Raw genomic sequence first — 16819 nt, 5'->3', positions numbered from 1 at the left:
TGGCGACCCCGAAATGTTGGACCAAACACAACAAATTGAAGAGAATTTTCCTTTAATAAGTGTTAACGTGATAGTGCAACGGAAATTCTAATTTAATATTTCTTTGATTTATCGTAAAGTACTCAGTCCGCTATTTTAGTGATCGGACTGAATGCTTTACTTTACAAATAAAATTAACAGAAATTACTTGCTGGATTTTAAAATTTTAATCTAAATCGAACTCCTCGCTTACCTTAAGCAGTGTCTTATATCCCAACGAAGGCTCATAATAAAACCCAAGTTCCTGCCTGCAAGCAGTGATTAGTTCTTCATCGGTGATGGGGATGCCGTTTTTTTCGGCAAAATTCTTGGCTCTGGCAATGAAGACGTAGGTCTTGAAGCCTTGTTTGATTTGCCGATAACGATCGTCATTTTCGCTTCTTAAGATATCGAGCAGCCGGTGAATATTTTTGATGGTTTTAATGCGTTTTTCCAAGAAGTATTTAGTAGTTGGTACTTTAACCGGTGATTCGACGTTTTTGAAAAAAACATTAGTTGCCTTGCCATTATCGGCCGCTTCAATTCGTGTAATATGCTCTGCCGAAATCCATGTGACATTTTTAGATTTATGGGAAGCTTTTAAGGCAATGAAGCCTAATTTGCCGAAAGGACAGGGGATATACTCCTTTTCACCAATGAAGTGAGCTAATTCTTCTCTTGTGTAATCATTATCGGTAGCAAATTCCGCCGTTAGTTTTTGCAGTAGCGTTCTAGTAGTTAATTCAAATCCGGTGATTTTTTCGGTTTTAAAGAAAATGGCGGTCTTATAATTTTTATTATTCAATTCCGTTATCATGTAAACGTCTCGCCAATTAATCTGACATTTTTTGCGGCGGCTGTCCAAGTGGTTTAATTTTAGCTTGGCAATATCGAGGGTATCTTGGTGGACACGCTTTCCGGTTGGGGAAAGTTGGGCTTGTAAGTGCATGGTTTCCTCCATTTCCTAAATTGCAGTTCATTATAAAATCTTATCCTTCTTATCAGTAAAAAATAATATACCAGATCGCTTTAAAAAAGTAAATAGCTTTTTGTATATTTTTGAAATGGTCGAATCGTGGATATAAAACGGTTGTCTTACATAGTGTCAAATCTGTATGATTTATTTGCGCATATATATACGATTTTGTATTCATTTTGATGAAATTAAGACCGTTGTAAAGCACTTTATGTAAATATCAGTTTAAGGTGTAAAAGAATTGGCCATTAAGCAAACTGGGTCAAATTAAAATTGCTGATTTTGCGCTTAAGCCAAAAGAAGAGGCGACATACACAATGTCACCTTGCTTGACAGTCATTTATCGAAGTCCTCCGATTCAATATTTTTACCCCAATCAACTTCGTCAGTGCTGACATTACCATACACTTTTTCTTGTTCACGCATGGTTTCCCACAGGGAAGGGTTAGCACTTTTAATCCGGACCTCGTTATTTGGTAATACTTCAAAATCGATTGTATCGTGCGAATTAATTTTGAGAATTTCTCGAATGGTTTTGGGAATTGTTACCTGTTTTTTTGATGTTAGGATTGCTTTAACAGAAGTAGTATTCATAAAGAAGGCCTCCTACAATTTCCTCACTTACATTATATATCGTTGCTTTTTGTAAGGCGGATGTAAAGGAATTAGGGAGAAAGATGCCCCAAGCAAACAGCTGTAGTACATTTTGGTGAACAGCTACCGCTAGTACTAAGTATGTTCGTGTGTGTTATTAGATAACAAAACGCTGGAATGTTTTAAACCACGCCGGCATTTTTTATCTTTTACATATGTACTTTTACAGGTGTATAATCAAAAACATGGTTAAAAACAATGGATAGCTTCCGGCGGGATTAACCAAGTGAGTTATCAGGATACACTCGCCACACTTTTCAAACATCCAAACTCAACGGAGGTGGCGGGTATCCGAATTGGAAAGACTTGGAGAAGTCGAGACGGACCCCTGGGTAGTTGATTTCATAGGTTTATGCTACGGTGTATTATTGTTAGCAAAAGCCTACCATGAAATTAAAAAAGACTAACCAATCGGCTAGTCCCATTCCCAAGTATCCAAACTCACGATTGCGGGTATCGGATTGCGCTCCGATGCTCGCTTTTTCATAGGTAAGTATAGCATACTAAAACCGCAACCACAATTTAAAGGAAGTATGAAATATGGCTAAGCAACCTTATACTAAAGCCCGGCAACAAGCTAATAAGAAGTGGGATCAGACTCACAAAGAAAGAATACGTTATATTTCACGACGCTCTCAAGCACGAGGATTTATTCGCAATTTCGCTACGCAAGCGGATTTGAATGAACTGAAGCAACTGATTGCCGATAGAGAACAGACTTTATTGAACGAACACCATTTCTAAAAAATAGGTAGGTGAACTACTCTCTAATTTTTCAACGCCAATTTCAAATCCAATCCCGACTTCTTCAACCTCAGCATCTGGCAAATCGTCTGAGCAATATAAGCACCGGCTTCTACGGCTGGAATGCCACCTGGGTGAATGTTGGAAATAACCGTTCTTCGAGCTTCGGGCATCCCGGTTGTTGGCCGATAAGCGATGTAGGCGCTCATAGATTTAGCAGTTGCCAGACCCGGACGTTCGCCAATCAACAAGCAAACAACGCCAACTTTGGTTAGGTCACCCAGATGATCTTCGACAGCTACCCGTGAGAAGCGGATAAACGGGATCGTATCGATACTGATATCGTGTAGTTTGAGTCCTTGCTTGATAGCGGGGATGACATCACCGACATTAGCCGTAATGGCTTCTGAACTGAGGCCATCGCCGACTGCTAATAAGACGGGCACCTTAGAAATGCTTTGAACTACCGTTTTAATGGAATTGTCTGCTAATCGGCGACCGTGATCCGGACGGGTTAGGTATTCGGTTTCATCCTGGCATTGTGATTGAAGCGGCAAAAAGTTCATTGCTTTGATAAAATCTGTTGGAACATCTGACCAAACCGAATCCTGGGCAGCAGCGTGGTCTGCCCGTAATCGAAGAATTGAGCGGGTCTTGTAGCGCAGGCCGGCGCGGCCCATTCCCAGTCTGGCTGGTGTCGCTGCTTTTAAGGATCGATAGGCAGCCGGATTGGCGGGATGGTCTTGCAGTAATTGCTGCTTTAAGTTCACCGAACGAATATCGGCAATTTCACCCTCGGCATTAATTGGTAGGGGCTGTACCTGTGGCGGCGTTAATAAATTGATTTTGGTTTTGATGATGGTCATTTAAATCGACTCCCTTTCCATAAAGATTGAAGCGTCACCAGCTTTGTCCGTTAAGTGACCGTTTTTACTAAGACCCATTTTTTCCATCCAGGTTTCAAATTCGGCAATCGGCCGCCGATTTAGCAGCTCTCTAATAGTAGCCGTTTCTTGAAAGCCGGTTGATTGATAATTAAGCATAACATCATCGGCTTGCGGGACACCCATAATATAGGTACAACCAGCAGTAGCCAACAAGACCGCCAGATTTTCGATGTCATTTTGATCGGCGTTCATATGATTGGTGTAGCAAACGTCACAGCCCATTGCCAAACCACTGAGTTTGCCCATAAAGTGATCTTCCAAGCCGGCTCGGGTGACTTGCTTGGCATCGTATAGGTATTCCGGTCCAATAAAGCCAACCACGGTATTGACGATAAACGGGTCAAAGTGGCGGGCAAAACCGTAACACCTGGCCTCCATGGTTACCTGATCGGCATTGAAATTTGCATCGGCTGACAATTCCGATCCCTGACCGGTTTCAAAATACATGACGTTAGTTCCCTTGTTACGGCATTTTTCCTGTCCTAATGTATTGGCGTCGGTAATTAATTGTTGATTGATGCCAAAAGCAGTGTTGGCTTTTTCAGAACCGGCGATCGACTGAAAAATCAAGCCGGCCGGCGCACCTTTTTCAATCGCCTGCATTTGGGTGGTGACGTGAGCCAAGACGCAGGTTTGCGTCGGTACCTGCCAGCGGGTGATAAATTCATCGAAGGCTTTTAGAATTGTTGACACACCTGAAACGTTGTCGTTAACCGGATTTAGACCAATGACCGCGTCACCGATACCCATACTAAGTCCTTCCATCGTTGAGGCCATGATGCCACGAAGATTATCGGCTGGGTGGTTGGGCTGCAATCTTGATGAAAATGTTCCCGGACGACCAATCGTTGTATTGGCCGTTTTTTCATTGGTAATTTTTTTAGCGGCAGTGATGAGATCAAGGTTGGTCATTAACTTGCAGACACCGGCAATCATTTCGGCAGTCAATCCCTGCGAAAGATAGTGAATCATCTCATTGGTTGTGGTTGTTGCCAACAGCCATTCTCGAAGCTGCTCAACGGTCCAATTCTTAATTTGGCCAAAGACCAGCGGATTTAAATCATCAATAATCATCCGGGTGACTTCGTCGTGGTCATAATCCACGGCGGGATGATCGTATAAATCCTTTAATGTGAGCTGAGAAAGGACGATTTTGGCCGCCACCCGCTCTTGCATTGAACCAGCCGCGATGCCAGCCAATGTATCACCGGATTTCTCTTCGTTTGCTTTTGCCATGACATCTTTAACGGACTTAAATTGATAATGTTTACCGGATAAGGTTACTTTTAAAATCATATTGACCACTCCATTTCAGTTAAATGCCAATGTTTTAATAATTAAAGGCAGCGCTTGGCCGTTTGCGACCGGCTGACCGATATCAATATAATCGCCGCTTTGAATTGAGACGGCGTCCAAACAGATTAAGGGATAATCCGCGGGCAGGTGCTCTTTTAAGCAGTTCCCGAAAAAAAGCGCGACGTTTTTTTGCATTAAAACTACCAAAGGGATTTTTAGGTGAAGAATGTCAACGATGCCTGCTGCTAATAATTGCGCTTCTTTAGTAATTGATTGAAAGTCCGTGCCAACGGCTGGCAGAGCGATACCGATGGCCGTCAGTTCTGTTAGCTGATAAAAGTTTAATTGGGCCTTAATGGCGGTTCGAATGGTTGCTTTTGAAAAGTGACTGATTGATCGTTCCAAACTGATAATTGGGACATTTTTCAATGGTAAGGCGTTGGCTGAATAATTGATCGTGCTGCCGCTGACCGTGACAGATTGGGAGCCGGCACCGATCACCGTTGCCCGAATTGTTTCAGCCGGTCGTTTAATTTGTCTGGCTTGGAAGAAAGCCGAGTTTTTGATGGCTGCTCCTAATAGAATACCAATATCACCATATTGAAAAGGATTGGCGGGTAAAGCTGACACCAAACAGTCGGCCACGCCACCGGAAAAGGTAATCAAGGCATTTGGATTAATTCGGCGTTTGATGGGCTCGGTTTGAAGCAGGTCATAATAATGCGATGAATGGCGATTAGCAACAACATCTTCAAGTACTTGGACCATCTGATTAATGAGTGGTGTTAATGCAGCAATGTCAATTTGTTGGCCGAGTTGAATCGGCAGCTGATAGTCGGAAATGATTTTTTGCAGTTTTGGGGCAATGTATGTAATGCGATGTTGCGAATCGACGCGAATCAGCCGGCCACCAATGTCAAAGCAGGCTGTATCAATACAACGTCCCCGTTCAAAGTAGGCGATGTTGGTTGTGCCACCACCAATATCCAGGTTTAATAATGGCCGTTCAGGGTGCCTGGTCAATAAAGCATGATTGGCACCTTTCCCGGCAATGAAACTTTCCAGTCGTGGACCAGCCGTGGCACAGACAAAGTTGCCGGCAAAATCGCTTAAAGAAAGCAGTGTTTGCCTGGCGTTATCTTTACGGGCGGTTTCACCGGTCATGATGATAGCCCCCATTTTCAAAGTGGCTTTGTCAACACCAGCCTGCTGATATTGCTTGGCCACAAATGCCCGTAAAGCATGCTGGTCGATTTGAGTTGTGCTTTTGAGTGGTGTAAAAATGATCGGACTTCGATAGTTGACCTTTTTATCAATAATTTGAACGTGCGGCAGACTGGAGAATGCTTCGGTATTTTGAATTGTCAACCGGGCTAATACTAGAGAAGTCGTGGTTGTTCCAATATCGATGCCGACTGTTGAAATGGTTTCAGGCAATTTAGGTGACTCCTCTCTAAAATTATGTTATGAAAGCTTACATATTTTGAACATACTTTATAAAATTCAGTCACATTAAATTAAAAAAAGCTTGTTATTTTTAATCTATGTCATATAATATAACACATGAAGTCAAAAATTGGTACTGTCTTTTAGAGAGGATGAGCAGAGGATGATGCTTTTTGGATTCGCAATAATTTTTATCACCGTTATAATGATGTTGGCTATTTTAGTGAAAGCAACTGATTCTGTTAGAAAATGGAAATTACGATCAGGGAGCTTATTACAGAATTCAAAATCATTCGGCTACAAACAGGAACTGGTTCGGGATATGGGTGGTTTTTCCAATTTTGCCGTTTCATTTTCAATTATTTCAATTTTAACCGGGGCAGTTTCGTATTACGGCTATGGTTTCAGTAATGGCGGTCCGGCAATGATGGGAATTGGTTGGCCACTGGTCACATTCTTTGTTTTGTTGGTTGCGGCAGCTATGGCTGAATTAACGTCTGCTATTCCAACCTCGGGGGCGATCTACCACTGGGCTGCTATTTTAGGTGGGCCGACCTGGGGCTGGTTTACGGGTTGGTTAAACGTTATTGGGCAGGTAACAATTGTGGCCGGCATCGATTACGGGTGTGCGACTTTCGCTGCCAGTCTGTTGTTTACCAATCCAAGTAAACCGGTATTCTTGCTGACATACGCAGTGATTCTTGGCAGTCACGCAATTTTAAATCATGTTGGGATTAACATTGTCTCCAAGCTAAATTCAATTTCTGCAATTTATCATGTCATTGGCGTCTTTTTAATCATTGGCGTTCTAGCGGTTTTGGGACCGCAGCACAGCGGCACCTATTTATTCCATACTTTTTCTACAACTACCTCGCAATCATTGCCATATTGGGGCGCTTTCATGATTGGCCTGTTGCAGGCACAGTGGACGTTAACCGGTTACGATGCGTCAGCTCATACCAGTGAAGAAACGCTAAATCCTAAAATCCAGGCACCATGGGGCGTTTACCTCTCCGTTGCCATTTCCGGTATTTTTGGCTTTCTATTACTCTCACTGGTAACTGTTTCGATTAAAGACCCAACCGCGGTGGCCAATGCCGGCAACAATGCGTTTATTGTTGCGATTGAACAGGCTGCCGGTTCACGGCTTGGAAGTGCAATGGTTTGGCTGGTCACAATTGCCATGTGGTTCTGTGGCTGTTCGTCACTGACCTCGTCATCCCGAATGGTTTATGCGTTTAGTCGGGATGGTGGGTTACCATTTTCCAAAACTTGGAAGAAAGTCTCACATCATTTTCACACACCGGCAACGGCGATTTGGTTGATTGCGGTGTTGGCATTTCTCTTTGGGACTTCCGATGGGGTTTATGCCGCAATTGGGACGATGAGCGTGATTGGATTATATGGTTCATACTTGATTCCAATTGCTTTAAAATTAAGAGCCAGGATACTGCATGTTTGGACTAAGAAAGAAGACGGTCCTTGGAGCTTGGGAAACTGGAGTATTGCAGTCAGTGCTGTTGCCTGCGGTTGGATTGTCTTCTTAATTTTGTTGATGATCTTTTCGCCGACCGATGTTCAATTGACTTCCAACCTGGTGTTGCATTACGCAACCGGGAAAATCTTTGTTGTCGTTTTGATTGCTTTAGTTATTGATTTTATGGTTTATGCTAAACGACGGTTTAAGGGACCGAAGTTGGGGTCCTACGCGGCGTTGAATAAACAGTTGACTGCTAAACGGGATACTTTGCGAACACCCCTGCGACCATCGGCTGATGCGGAAGGGCGAAAGGATAAGTAATATGAAAAAGCCATCATTAATGACTTGGTAAAACATCGATTAATGGTGACTTTTATGATATAGGGTAAGGAAACAGGTTCTTTTAGGGACGTGGTTCCTTACCTTTTTACGTATTTTTTTGCAATTGCGCATTGCATCATTATATTTGAGATTAATTTATAAAAAGAGGTTTTATCGATGAAGCAAACAACTTATTCAAATCAGCAACGTCACTGGGCCGCTGCCTATGACGTGATCGTCATTGGTTTTGGTGCAGCCGGGGCGACCACTGCCAGATTTGCGGCGGATAATGGGGCTAGGGTGTTATTAACGGACGCGGCACCCGAAGGTCATGAAGGCGGCAATACCCGCTATGCCGGCCAAGTCGTTTTAACCGGTTATGATTTTGACAAAATGAAGCGGTATTTCAAGCAACTATTTGATTCAATCAAAATCGACGAAAAAATACTGGATACTTATATTCGGGGGTTGGTATCAATTCCAGACTATTTTAAACGTTATTTGGAAGTTGAAAATCCGGTATCCTATAATAAAGTTCACCGGGATCCGGATTTTGAGGAGTTTGCTAATGGTTTGTCACCGGAGTATCCGGAATTTGAAGGTTCCGAAACGGTTGATCTAACAACGGTACACGATGGTTATTTCGATGCTTCATTGTGGAAAGCATTGCGGCATCAAGTAACCAAACGTCTGGATCAGATCGATGTTTGGTTAGCATCCCCAGCCAAGCACTTGATTCAAGATCCGGCAACCGGCGCAATTGTGGGCGTCCAGATTCAACGGCATGGTCACTTGGTTAATATCAAAGCCAATAATGGTGTTGTGATGGCAGTGGGTGGCTTCGAAAACAATAACGATGACATTCAAAACTTTATTGGCGTTCCCAAGTTGAAAGTGATCGGTACGCTATACAATAAAGGTGATGGGTTGAAGATGGCCCAAGAAGTCGGTGCCAAGCTATGGCATATGAAGTCTTATGAAGGCTTTGGCTTTAACACCGGCTTCACGTTTGAGAATCCTGCCGAAGCCAGAGGCAAGTTTATTTTGAGCCCATGGCCGGATCTCTCGAACGGTAGTATTTTTGTGGCTGCCGATGACGGCAGTCGGTATGTTCGTGAAGATGAAAATGGCCGTCATGGCCACGCGTTTGAACACGGTAGTTGGAAAAATCCAACCGTATATACATCCCCACTTGATCTTTGACCAAGCCCAGTATCACCAAATTAAATCTCGTGGCAAGCTACCATATGCCGACTTTTTCAAAATCACCGTTAAAGCCAATACGCTTGAAGAGTTGGCCAAAAAGATTCATGCCAATCCCCAAACGTTGGCTCAGACCGTTGCGCAATTTAACGTCTTTGCGGAAAACGGCGAAGATTTAGCGCTGAATCGTGACGGTGATACGATGCGGGCTTTTGATGGCGGTCCTTATTACGCAACTCCGTTGGCAACTGCCATGCTGAATACGCAGGGTGGTGCCAAACGAAACGAGCAGGCCCAAGTATTGGATGCGTTTAATCAACCGATTCCGCATTTATATAGTGCTGGTGAATTTGGCGGCATTAATGCCAATCAGTATAACGGTGGTGGTAATTTGGCTGAATGCTTAATCTTTGGTAAGATTGCCGGCGAGAATGCGGCAAAGATTAAAGATGATACAGATGATGTTGAACCAAGGCTTCAAGGCGATGAAGTTGATCTTGGCGGCAATGATTTGGCAGATGACCAGGTCCCAAGTAATTATTCAGTGGGCAAGGATCAATACTTGGGTGTCAGTGATGCCGGGATTGGTGGCCGAGTAATTGTTCGAGTAACGTATCGTGATCATCAGCTTCAGAATGTAGAAGTTTTAGCGGAATCCGAGAGTGAAGATGTTGGCCAAAAGGCAATGGCAGAATTGCCGAAAGAAATGGTGACTAAGAACACTTACGACGTTGATGTCGTTTCCGGGGCTTCTTCCTCAAGTCGGGCTTTGAAGAGTGCAGTTAGGAATGCGATTCGAAAAGCGGAGAAGAGCGTTTAAAAAATAAAACAGCATCTATTATAAATGGCTTGTCATGGTATTTATGATAGGTGTTGCTTTTGCATGTGCAGAAAAATTGTTTTCTTTTTTGAGTAGATGTAAACAATTACTTTTAAAATTCAATTTTAGCCAAACTATAATTGGTAAGTTAATGGATGTCGATATACCATAATTAATATATTGACGGTAACTTTTAGAAAAGCTATAATCAAGGCGTATTAATTGATCCATCGCCTGGTAAGAGTTATTAATGACGTAAACAATATATTTGGGGGTAGTTTTATGAAAAAGTCAGAAGCATTGCTTATTGGTTTGGTAGCATCGCTAGGATTTGTGGGGGGGTAAGCGCTAATACGCTTCCCTTTGCGCAGCATTTGGGCTTTGGAGTGGTTGCTGCAAAGGCAGACAGAACTTCCATTAAGAATGTGGATGGTACTAAGGTGCAGCTAGTCACAAATAATACTATTCAACACACATTATTCCTTTCCGCTGATGGTGAAAGTAGTTTCTATGCTGGTACTGGAAAAGGTACGGGTACTGCCGGTGAAGCTAGAGTTGCTAAGGCTTATATTTCAAAAGGAGCTAAGGGCTTAACGATAAATGTTCCGGTAAAAAATCTCAGTGATAAGGATGTTAGTATAACTGAAGCTTTTATTTTTGCAGGTACTAAGTCGGCTGAGGCAGGTAGCCCAGTCTTTGAAATTGGGAAGAGTGCAAGTAATAAGGAGTATGTATTAACACCAAAAGGGCTTGGATTGCCAACTGATTCTAATGTCTGGGATGGTGATAAAAGCTATGGGACTGATGGCCTAGCTTTTAGTAAGGGACCTGATGGTGATTATAGCTTTAAACCCACTGATGGTTCGATTGCTGATCAGCAACAAGTTAAGGCTATTGGAATTTGGGGCACACTTAAAGCTCGCCAAGAATTTACTCTTAAGATTCCGGTATTTATTGCAAATACTGAAACAGTAAAGGATGGCGCTATGTATCCTCTGTATGTTATTAACTACGCTGGCACGCCTACCTCTGGCGGTTACCTTGATGTTGGTACTTTTTCAAACGATATTAAAGGATCTAACGTAACTGTACCTGTCAATACAGCTATTACTGCCTCGCTATTTAAGGCAGATCCTGCGAATGCAACAATTTACAAAATAACTGACAGCAAAGGGCAGGCAGTCACACAGGACTTTGCTTCGAAAAATGCGGGAACTTATAGCGTGACTCTGAAAGCAGATGGTTATGACGATACGACGTTTACTTTAACAGTTACAAGTAATAGTGGGTCTACCGGTAGTGGTACTGGTGCTGCCACTACAACTCCGGCAGCAACTACTACGCCAGCAACAATTGTGCCTTCCAGTTCATCATCTTCCTCAACAACGACCACTTCGAGTAGCTCAACGTCAACTCCAACTACTACGCCAAGCGTCTCCACTTCTGCACAACCTAATGTTGCTGTAAAAGGTGAAGCTGTATACGCCACTAAAAAGATTGGCTTATACAAGAGTACCAACTTCACGAAGACTAACCGAATTACTTGGTATTCTAAGCAAAAACGGACCAACCGACCAATGTTTGTAGTCACTGGCTACAAGCGTACCAGCAATGGAATTTTGAGATATAAGGTTCGTGACGTTAATCACGGTCGTAAAACAGCTGGTAAGACTGGTTACATTACTGCCAGTCAAAAGTACGTTGTCCCAGTTTACTATGCCAGTGTTCCTAAATCCAAGAAAATTACTGTAGTTGCTAAAAAGGGTGCTAATGCTTATAAATCAGCTAATTTGACTGGTAAAGCCAAACATTATAAAAAGGGCGTTCGGTTGACCGTTAAGAAATTGGTTAAGCATAATTTGACGACACGTTATCAATTAACGAATGGTAAGTATATTACCGCTAACAAGAAATTAATTATTGCAGGCAGTTATTAGAATTACTGTCGGCTAAAAAGCAAAGATCTCACTTCACAATTTGTGGTGAGATCTTTTATTTAGACTAAGGTTACATGTAAGTATTAAATTTAAAATTAAGGGTCTAGAAATAAATACTTGTAGGTACACAACAGCTTGTATATACTAGTAAGTACGAAAGGAGCTGGTTAAATTGACAGTTGAAAATAAAGAACGAGTTTTAGGTGAGTTCACTACTCGCCGTTCAGGTAATTCACTCTCACTCACAGTTCCGGCTAGTGCAGGTATTCCAGAAGGAAAAAAATATGTCCTAGTACTCACTGATAATGGAAATTTAGAATACCGGGCAGTTCATAATAATCCTTGGTTAGACGGTGATTATGCGGATATTGATTTTCGGGCTGAGTTATCTAAAAACGGTAACTATGGATTAGAAAAGCCTGTGGGAAAGGAGAAATTCGATTGAACTTTCCTAAGCAAGGCGATTTGATTTTTATTGATGCGGAACCTCATGCTGGACGTGAAGAAGGTGGGCATGATCCTCAGAAGGGGAATATTCGTCGGCCTGTGGTAGTTCTTTCAAATGATGCTTATAACCAACAGGTCGGGATGATTGTTTGCATGCCAATTACTTCCAGAGCGAGTCAAGATCGACGGATTTATCTGCCAATCGCCGATCAGGCCAGTGGTGTTCATGGGTCGGTCATTACTTTTCAGATTCCCAACTATGATTATCTTGCTCGGCATGCTGAAATAGTTGGAAAGATTAGTACGGCTTTTTTGAATCAACTGATTGAACGTGCGAAGAGCATTTTTTGATCCCTTAATCATTCAGCAGTAAAAAAATCTATTGTCTCGAAAATTTAAAAAAGTAGAGCAAAATATGATAATATATTTGTTCTCGAACCTGAATTTTTGAAGGTTAGAGACTTAAAGTGGTTGACTTCAATACGATGAAATCATGTTAAAATAAAGCAATATAATATGCATGTAAGGAGGCGATTTTATGGCAATTACGCGAATTGATGTTAAACCGGCAGTCCTTCACTGGGTGCAAGAAACAACTGGTGGCAATTTAAACGACGTCTGGACTGAGAAAATCAACAAATGGTTAAAAAATGAAAGTAAACCTACTCTTAATCAGCTTAAAGATCTAAGTAAAAAGGCACAAGTCCCATTTGGCTATTTTTTCTTAGATAATGCTCCGAAAGAAGATTTACCATTATTAAAATTTAGAACAATTAATAATGTTGATATAGATAGGCCGTCGCGAAACTTAGTTGATACAATTCATGCTATGGAGTTGAAACAGAGTTGGATTAGTGAAGACCGAAGCCGAAATGATTATCCAGCCAGCCCATTTTCGCATGGAGCTAAGCGGGTTATGAATCCTAGTAATATGAATGCTGAGCAATTTGCCGTTAATATAATGGCTAGTTTGGATTTGAAGGTGGGATGGAATGTTGGTTTGAAGAATCGGGACGGGTTTAAACTTTTACGAAAAAAACTTAATCAAGTTGGCGTTATTGTTATGTATAGTGGCATTGTTGATAGTAATACACGTCGTCCGTTATCACAGTCTGAATTTCGTGCATTTGCAATTGATGATCAGTTTGCACCTTTAATTTTCATCAACTCTAATGATAGTTATAATGCAATGCTCTTTTCCCTTGTTCATGAACTTGTACACATTTGGTTTGGAACATCTGAGCTTTACAATGATGATTTTCAAAATCGTTATCAATTTTTGCATACTAAGACAGAAAGAGAAATTAATCGTATTAGTGAGGAAATCATATTTCCAAAATTATTGTTCAATGATGAGTGGCATCGTCAGACTGAAGGAACCAAAACCGACCAAATTATGGCAATTGCTAAACATTTTAACGCTAGCCCTTTATCCGCTGGTATTCGTGCCTTTCATCTTCATTTAATTAATCAAGAAGTCGTAGAACAATTAAAGTATAAGCTTAACCAGGAATATCAGCGTAATAAGGAGTATCGAAAAGATAAGAAAAGTCATGGTAACTATTACAATACTAAAGCAGCTCAAACTGATTCTGCTTTTGCCCGAGAAGTTGAGCGGAGTGTTAATAGCGGAACGATAGGATACAATACAGCATTTGAATTATTGGGTGTCAAAAATAGTTCAGCTTTTGAAAAATTACTAAATAAAATTAAGGAAAAAGGGTGAAAAATTGGTTGGTTCAAAATTAAACGCAAAGTTTGTAATTGATAGCAATTCTTTTATTGAACCTTCAAACGATACTATTCAATGTCGCATTTCCCTAGTTATTGGGGTTGGATTGAAGAGCGTTTAACGGGATCTTCCAAAGAAATTGTTGTTCCCGAAGTGTTTACAAAGAATTATTCGGATCGAAAGATCAACTTTCAAAATGGGTAGCGGATCGAATCCAACCTGTTGTATTTAAAGGCTATGAAAATGATGCACGATATTTAGAACAATACGCTAAAATTATGAATTATCTACAAAATTGTGGATATTATCAGACTCCTGCAATTGCAAACTGGAGTCAAGACTGGAAGGCTGATCCTAAGTTAATTGCTATGGCAGCCGCTTACGGTTGGCAAATTATTACGTTTGAACAATCAGCTGGCCAACTTAGTAGAAAAAATCCGATGAAAAAGGAACCGAAAATCCCTGATGTAGCAGATGCTATGGGAGTTAATTGTATTTCATTGTTTCAAATTGAAGATAGGTACCAACTTTCAGTATAAGCGACATTGGCTCAAAAGATGGTATGTTTTTAACTTTACAGCAAACAGAAGCTACTACGTTGCATAGTGGCATGCCAAAAGCGGACCATGGTGTCTGGAAAACAAAGGTCAAAGATCATACATTTTTTATATCTGGAACATGCCAAGCGAAGAGCTTTTTACGAAATCTAAATCATATTTCAATAAGCAACGGTATTGGGGACATGAGGCCGACTTGTCTTTTTCGTGCATGTAAGAATCGCTGATTACCACTGAGAATACGAGGAGGGAACCGTCGTGAACAAAATTCCAACACCAACTATTGGTGAGATTTTAAAAGAAGAGTTTATGAAGCCGTTGCATCTTTCTGAGGGGGTACTTGCAAAGCAGCTTGATCTGCCTATATCAAGCGTTCAAGGCCTTTTAAACAATCGCTGTAAAATAACCGCAGATACATCAGTTCGATTAAGCCGAGCTTTTGGTGTCTCTGATCGGTATTTTTTGAATTTACAAAATGACATTAGCTCTCGAAAAGCCGAAAATAGCTAAAATCATCAAACACCCCATTGACAAATAGCTGGTTGGTTGTAAGATAGTTGTTAAAAAATGATGATGAAATAAGTAAATCTCTAATGTCATACTCTTTAATATTCATTATTTGCCGTTAACCGTCACCTTTATACAATAGTATGAAATGGATGATATCGTTTTGAAATTCAAATATTTTGTACGTCTACTGGGTCAAGTTGTAATCATTATTGGCATTTTTGTGTTTACCAGTATTGATGCACATAACAACTTTACGCCCCATCTTAATTTATTTAACGGTTGGTTGCTTTTGTCTTTTCTCACGCAATTCTGGTTGGTGAGACTGCAAAGTGGCTCTTCGGAAATTAGCATTGTCCAGAGAGGATTGACGCAAAGAAGTAGGGAAAAGATCAATCACAACAAGCCTAAATGGGGTGTTCTAAATCATGGAAATTATGATCTTCTGATTTTGGACTACCAGATCACGAATGATATTATGGTTTCTATAAGCAAATTGGTTATAGGGATTTTGATGTCTCTGCTGGGGCCCGTTATTTTAGCAGTAATCTGGGTTCTGAAACCTGATGCACTAAAAAATAGGTAAACAGTGAACGGCGATCTATTGTCCTTTAACCGGCAGTTATTAAAGCTATTGTGAATTAAAGATCATATTAAGAGGTCTCATCAGTTCGTTGGTAAGGACTTTTGTTTGAGAGCTTTTTTAAAAGCTCAAACTGTTTCCCTAACACGATTATTCAGCCAAAACATTTTTTTAAAAAATATTCATTCACTTATAACCTCCTGCAGTATACTAAAACAGTAATCTGAAATTACTTGGAGGAGATATTATGAGGTTAAAAGAATTGGCTGTTGGGGTGGCAGCAACCGCAATGTTGGGGGCAGGCTTTGTTTCAGGCGCTCAACAGGTAAGCGCTGCGGCTTGGCATAAAGGGTCACCCAAGCTGTTTATTGGTACGTGGAAATCAGATGGTTATCCTTTATATAAGTTTACGGCCAACAAGATTACAGTGTATGGCAAGGGTGGCGGCACGTCCAAAGCCATGTACAAGTACTTGGGTCACAAAAAATACACAGTGAAGTACAAAGTTCAGGGTTACCATTATAAAGAGACCTTTACTTACGTGGATAGCCATAAGCTTAAAGGACATGGCTTTAATTTGACCAGGTAATAGCATATTGAAAAGATTCTGTGCAAATGATGCCTTTTAGCTTTGGACGTTGCTCTATAAAAATTGAAATTGGAAGTGACAGAGCAGTATTCAGTCAGTTGTTTTAGTGATTGGCTGGATACTGTTTTGTTTTGTGAAAAAAGTCGGTAATCATTGCCCGTCGGCTCTTTGAACAAAAAACGTTTGACCCTAGTGATGAAGGCACAGGTTTTGAATGCCTGATGGATTTGTCGGTAGCGATTATCATTTTTAACTCCTGCGTGCTCATTCCTGTTGGTAATACATATCCTAACGCTGCCCGGCACAGTAATGACAATATAGCCAAATTGTTGCTATAATTTAAAGCGTAAGGTGAAATCATTTCATTGGATAATCCAAGATACGAGCAATTTGGTGAACGGTAACCAATTCGCCTATCCATTATCCATTCCAAAATAATCAGCTTTAAAGGGGATGTGAATGAATGCAGTGGGTACTTCCGATTCTTGCAATAATTGAAACGGTATTATTGGCAACACTCGTAACGTTTTTGATTCGAAAGCGCAATTCGTCAATGATTGGT

The 16819-nt window shown here is 41.1% G+C and carries 15 protein-coding genes and 1 pseudogene; 11 read left to right on the top strand and 5 right to left on the bottom strand.

What is annotated here, in order from left to right:
• Positions 1–205: 205 nt before the first annotated feature.
• Together JCM14108_RS12220 and JCM14108_RS12215 are read right to left on the bottom strand one after the other, a co-directional pair.
• A complete protein-coding gene (locus JCM14108_RS12220; protein WP_035181159.1) occupies positions 206–967 on the bottom strand; it encodes a competence protein ComK in 762 nt (253 codons plus the stop codon).
• A gap of 363 nt (positions 968–1330) precedes the next feature.
• Positions 1331–1588 carry a type II toxin-antitoxin system PrlF family antitoxin gene (locus JCM14108_RS12215; RefSeq protein WP_035181157.1) on the bottom strand — a complete coding sequence of 86 codons (258 nt, stop codon included), beginning with the start codon at positions 1586–1588 and terminating at the stop codon, positions 1331–1333.
• Between the two features lie 600 nt (positions 1589–2188).
• Between JCM14108_RS12215 and JCM14108_RS12210 the strand changes: the two genes are divergently transcribed.
• Entirely contained in the window at positions 2189–2392 is a 204-nt protein-coding gene (locus JCM14108_RS12210; RefSeq protein ID WP_035181155.1) for a hypothetical protein, read from the top strand.
• A 23-nt stretch (positions 2393–2415) separates the two neighbouring features.
• Here JCM14108_RS12210 and eutC read toward each other — a convergent pair whose 3' ends face one another.
• The 3 genes from eutC to JCM14108_RS12195 are packed head-to-tail and all read right to left on the bottom strand — an operon-like array spanning position 2416 to position 6072.
• Positions 2416–3258, bottom strand: a complete 843-nt coding sequence (gene eutC, locus JCM14108_RS12205; protein WP_035181153.1) for an ethanolamine ammonia-lyase subunit EutC — start codon at positions 3256–3258, stop codon at positions 2416–2418.
• Positions 3259–4635 carry an ethanolamine ammonia-lyase subunit EutB gene (locus JCM14108_RS12200; RefSeq protein ID WP_035181151.1) on the bottom strand — a complete coding sequence of 459 codons (1377 nt, stop codon included), beginning with the start codon at positions 4633–4635 and terminating at the stop codon, positions 3259–3261.
• A gap of 15 nt (positions 4636–4650) precedes the next feature.
• Positions 4651–6072, bottom strand: a complete 1422-nt coding sequence (locus JCM14108_RS12195; RefSeq protein WP_035181150.1) for an ethanolamine ammonia-lyase reactivating factor EutA — start codon at positions 6070–6072, stop codon at positions 4651–4653.
• Positions 6073–6244: 172 nt separating this feature from the next.
• Here JCM14108_RS12195 and JCM14108_RS12190 point away from each other — a divergent pair, with 172 nt between their 5' ends.
• The 10 genes and pseudogenes from JCM14108_RS12190 (at position 6245) to JCM14108_RS12145 (ending at position 16257) form a co-directional block, all read left to right on the top strand.
• Positions 6245–7882, top strand: coding sequence for an amino acid permease (locus tag JCM14108_RS12190; protein WP_035181148.1), 1638 nt, complete (start codon positions 6245–6247; stop codon positions 7880–7882).
• A gap of 177 nt (positions 7883–8059) precedes the next feature.
• A pseudogene (locus tag JCM14108_RS12185) lies at positions 8060–9905 on the top strand (FAD-dependent oxidoreductase).
• A 440-nt stretch (positions 9906–10345) separates the two neighbouring features.
• Positions 10346–11842 (top strand): DUF5776 domain-containing protein, encoded by a 1497-nt coding sequence (locus JCM14108_RS16150; protein ID WP_338034186.1) that lies wholly within the window; start codon positions 10346–10348, stop codon positions 11840–11842.
• A 172-nt stretch (positions 11843–12014) separates the two neighbouring features.
• Positions 12015–12287 carry a hypothetical protein gene (locus tag JCM14108_RS12175; RefSeq protein ID WP_035181146.1) on the top strand — a complete coding sequence of 91 codons (273 nt, stop codon included), beginning with the start codon at positions 12015–12017 and terminating at the stop codon, positions 12285–12287.
• Positions 12284–12640 (top strand): type II toxin-antitoxin system PemK/MazF family toxin, encoded by a 357-nt coding sequence (locus JCM14108_RS12170; RefSeq protein ID WP_035181143.1) that lies wholly within the window; start codon positions 12284–12286, stop codon positions 12638–12640. Before JCM14108_RS12175 ends, JCM14108_RS12170 begins: the two co-directional genes overlap by 4 nt.
• A gap of 187 nt (positions 12641–12827) precedes the next feature.
• Positions 12828–14015, top strand: a complete 1188-nt coding sequence (locus JCM14108_RS12165) for an ImmA/IrrE family metallo-endopeptidase (protein WP_035181140.1) — start codon at positions 12828–12830, stop codon at positions 14013–14015.
• Between the two features lie 131 nt (positions 14016–14146).
• Entirely contained in the window at positions 14147–14560 is a 414-nt protein-coding gene (locus JCM14108_RS12160; protein WP_237745826.1) for a DUF4411 family protein, read from the top strand.
• A 276-nt stretch (positions 14561–14836) separates the two neighbouring features.
• Positions 14837–15088, top strand: coding sequence for a HigA family addiction module antitoxin (locus JCM14108_RS12155; RefSeq protein ID WP_051996169.1), 252 nt, complete (start codon positions 14837–14839; stop codon positions 15086–15088).
• 160 nt (positions 15089–15248) lie between these two features.
• A complete protein-coding gene (locus JCM14108_RS12150) occupies positions 15249–15671 on the top strand; it encodes a hypothetical protein (protein ID WP_035181137.1) in 423 nt (140 codons plus the stop codon).
• Positions 15672–15915: 244 nt separating this feature from the next.
• Complete coding sequence (locus JCM14108_RS12145) at positions 15916–16257, top strand: hypothetical protein (RefSeq protein ID WP_035181136.1); 342 nt, start codon at positions 15916–15918, stop codon at positions 16255–16257.
• Positions 16258–16819 lie beyond the last annotated feature (562 nt).

The sequence above is a fragment of the Lentilactobacillus farraginis DSM 18382 = JCM 14108 genome (assembly GCF_000583655.1).
Classification (GTDB): domain Bacteria; phylum Bacillota; class Bacilli; order Lactobacillales; family Lactobacillaceae; genus Lentilactobacillus; species Lentilactobacillus farraginis.
This window is presented reverse-complemented; position numbering and strand designations above follow the sequence as displayed.

Excerpts from the sequence above, each read along its gene's own strand:
- JCM14108_RS12190 (WP_035181148.1), top strand. The coding sequence starts at position 6,245 with ATGATGCTTTTTGGATTCGCAATAATTTTTATCACCGTTATAATGATG.
- JCM14108_RS12200 (WP_035181151.1), bottom strand. The coding sequence starts at position 4,635 with ATGATTTTAAAAGTAACCTTATCCGGTAAACATTATCAATTTAAGTCC.
- eutC (WP_035181153.1), bottom strand. The coding sequence starts at position 3,258 with ATGACCATCATCAAAACCAAAATCAATTTATTAACGCCGCCACAGGTA.
- JCM14108_RS12165 (WP_035181140.1), top strand. The coding sequence starts at position 12,828 with ATGGCAATTACGCGAATTGATGTTAAACCGGCAGTCCTTCACTGGGTG.
- JCM14108_RS12220 (WP_035181159.1), bottom strand. The coding sequence starts at position 967 with ATGCACTTACAAGCCCAACTTTCCCCAACCGGAAAGCGTGTCCACCAA.
- JCM14108_RS12215 (WP_035181157.1), bottom strand. The coding sequence starts at position 1,588 with ATGAATACTACTTCTGTTAAAGCAATCCTAACATCAAAAAAACAGGTA.
- JCM14108_RS12145 (WP_035181136.1), top strand. The coding sequence starts at position 15,916 with ATGAGGTTAAAAGAATTGGCTGTTGGGGTGGCAGCAACCGCAATGTTG.
- JCM14108_RS12210 (WP_035181155.1), top strand. The coding sequence starts at position 2,189 with ATGGCTAAGCAACCTTATACTAAAGCCCGGCAACAAGCTAATAAGAAG.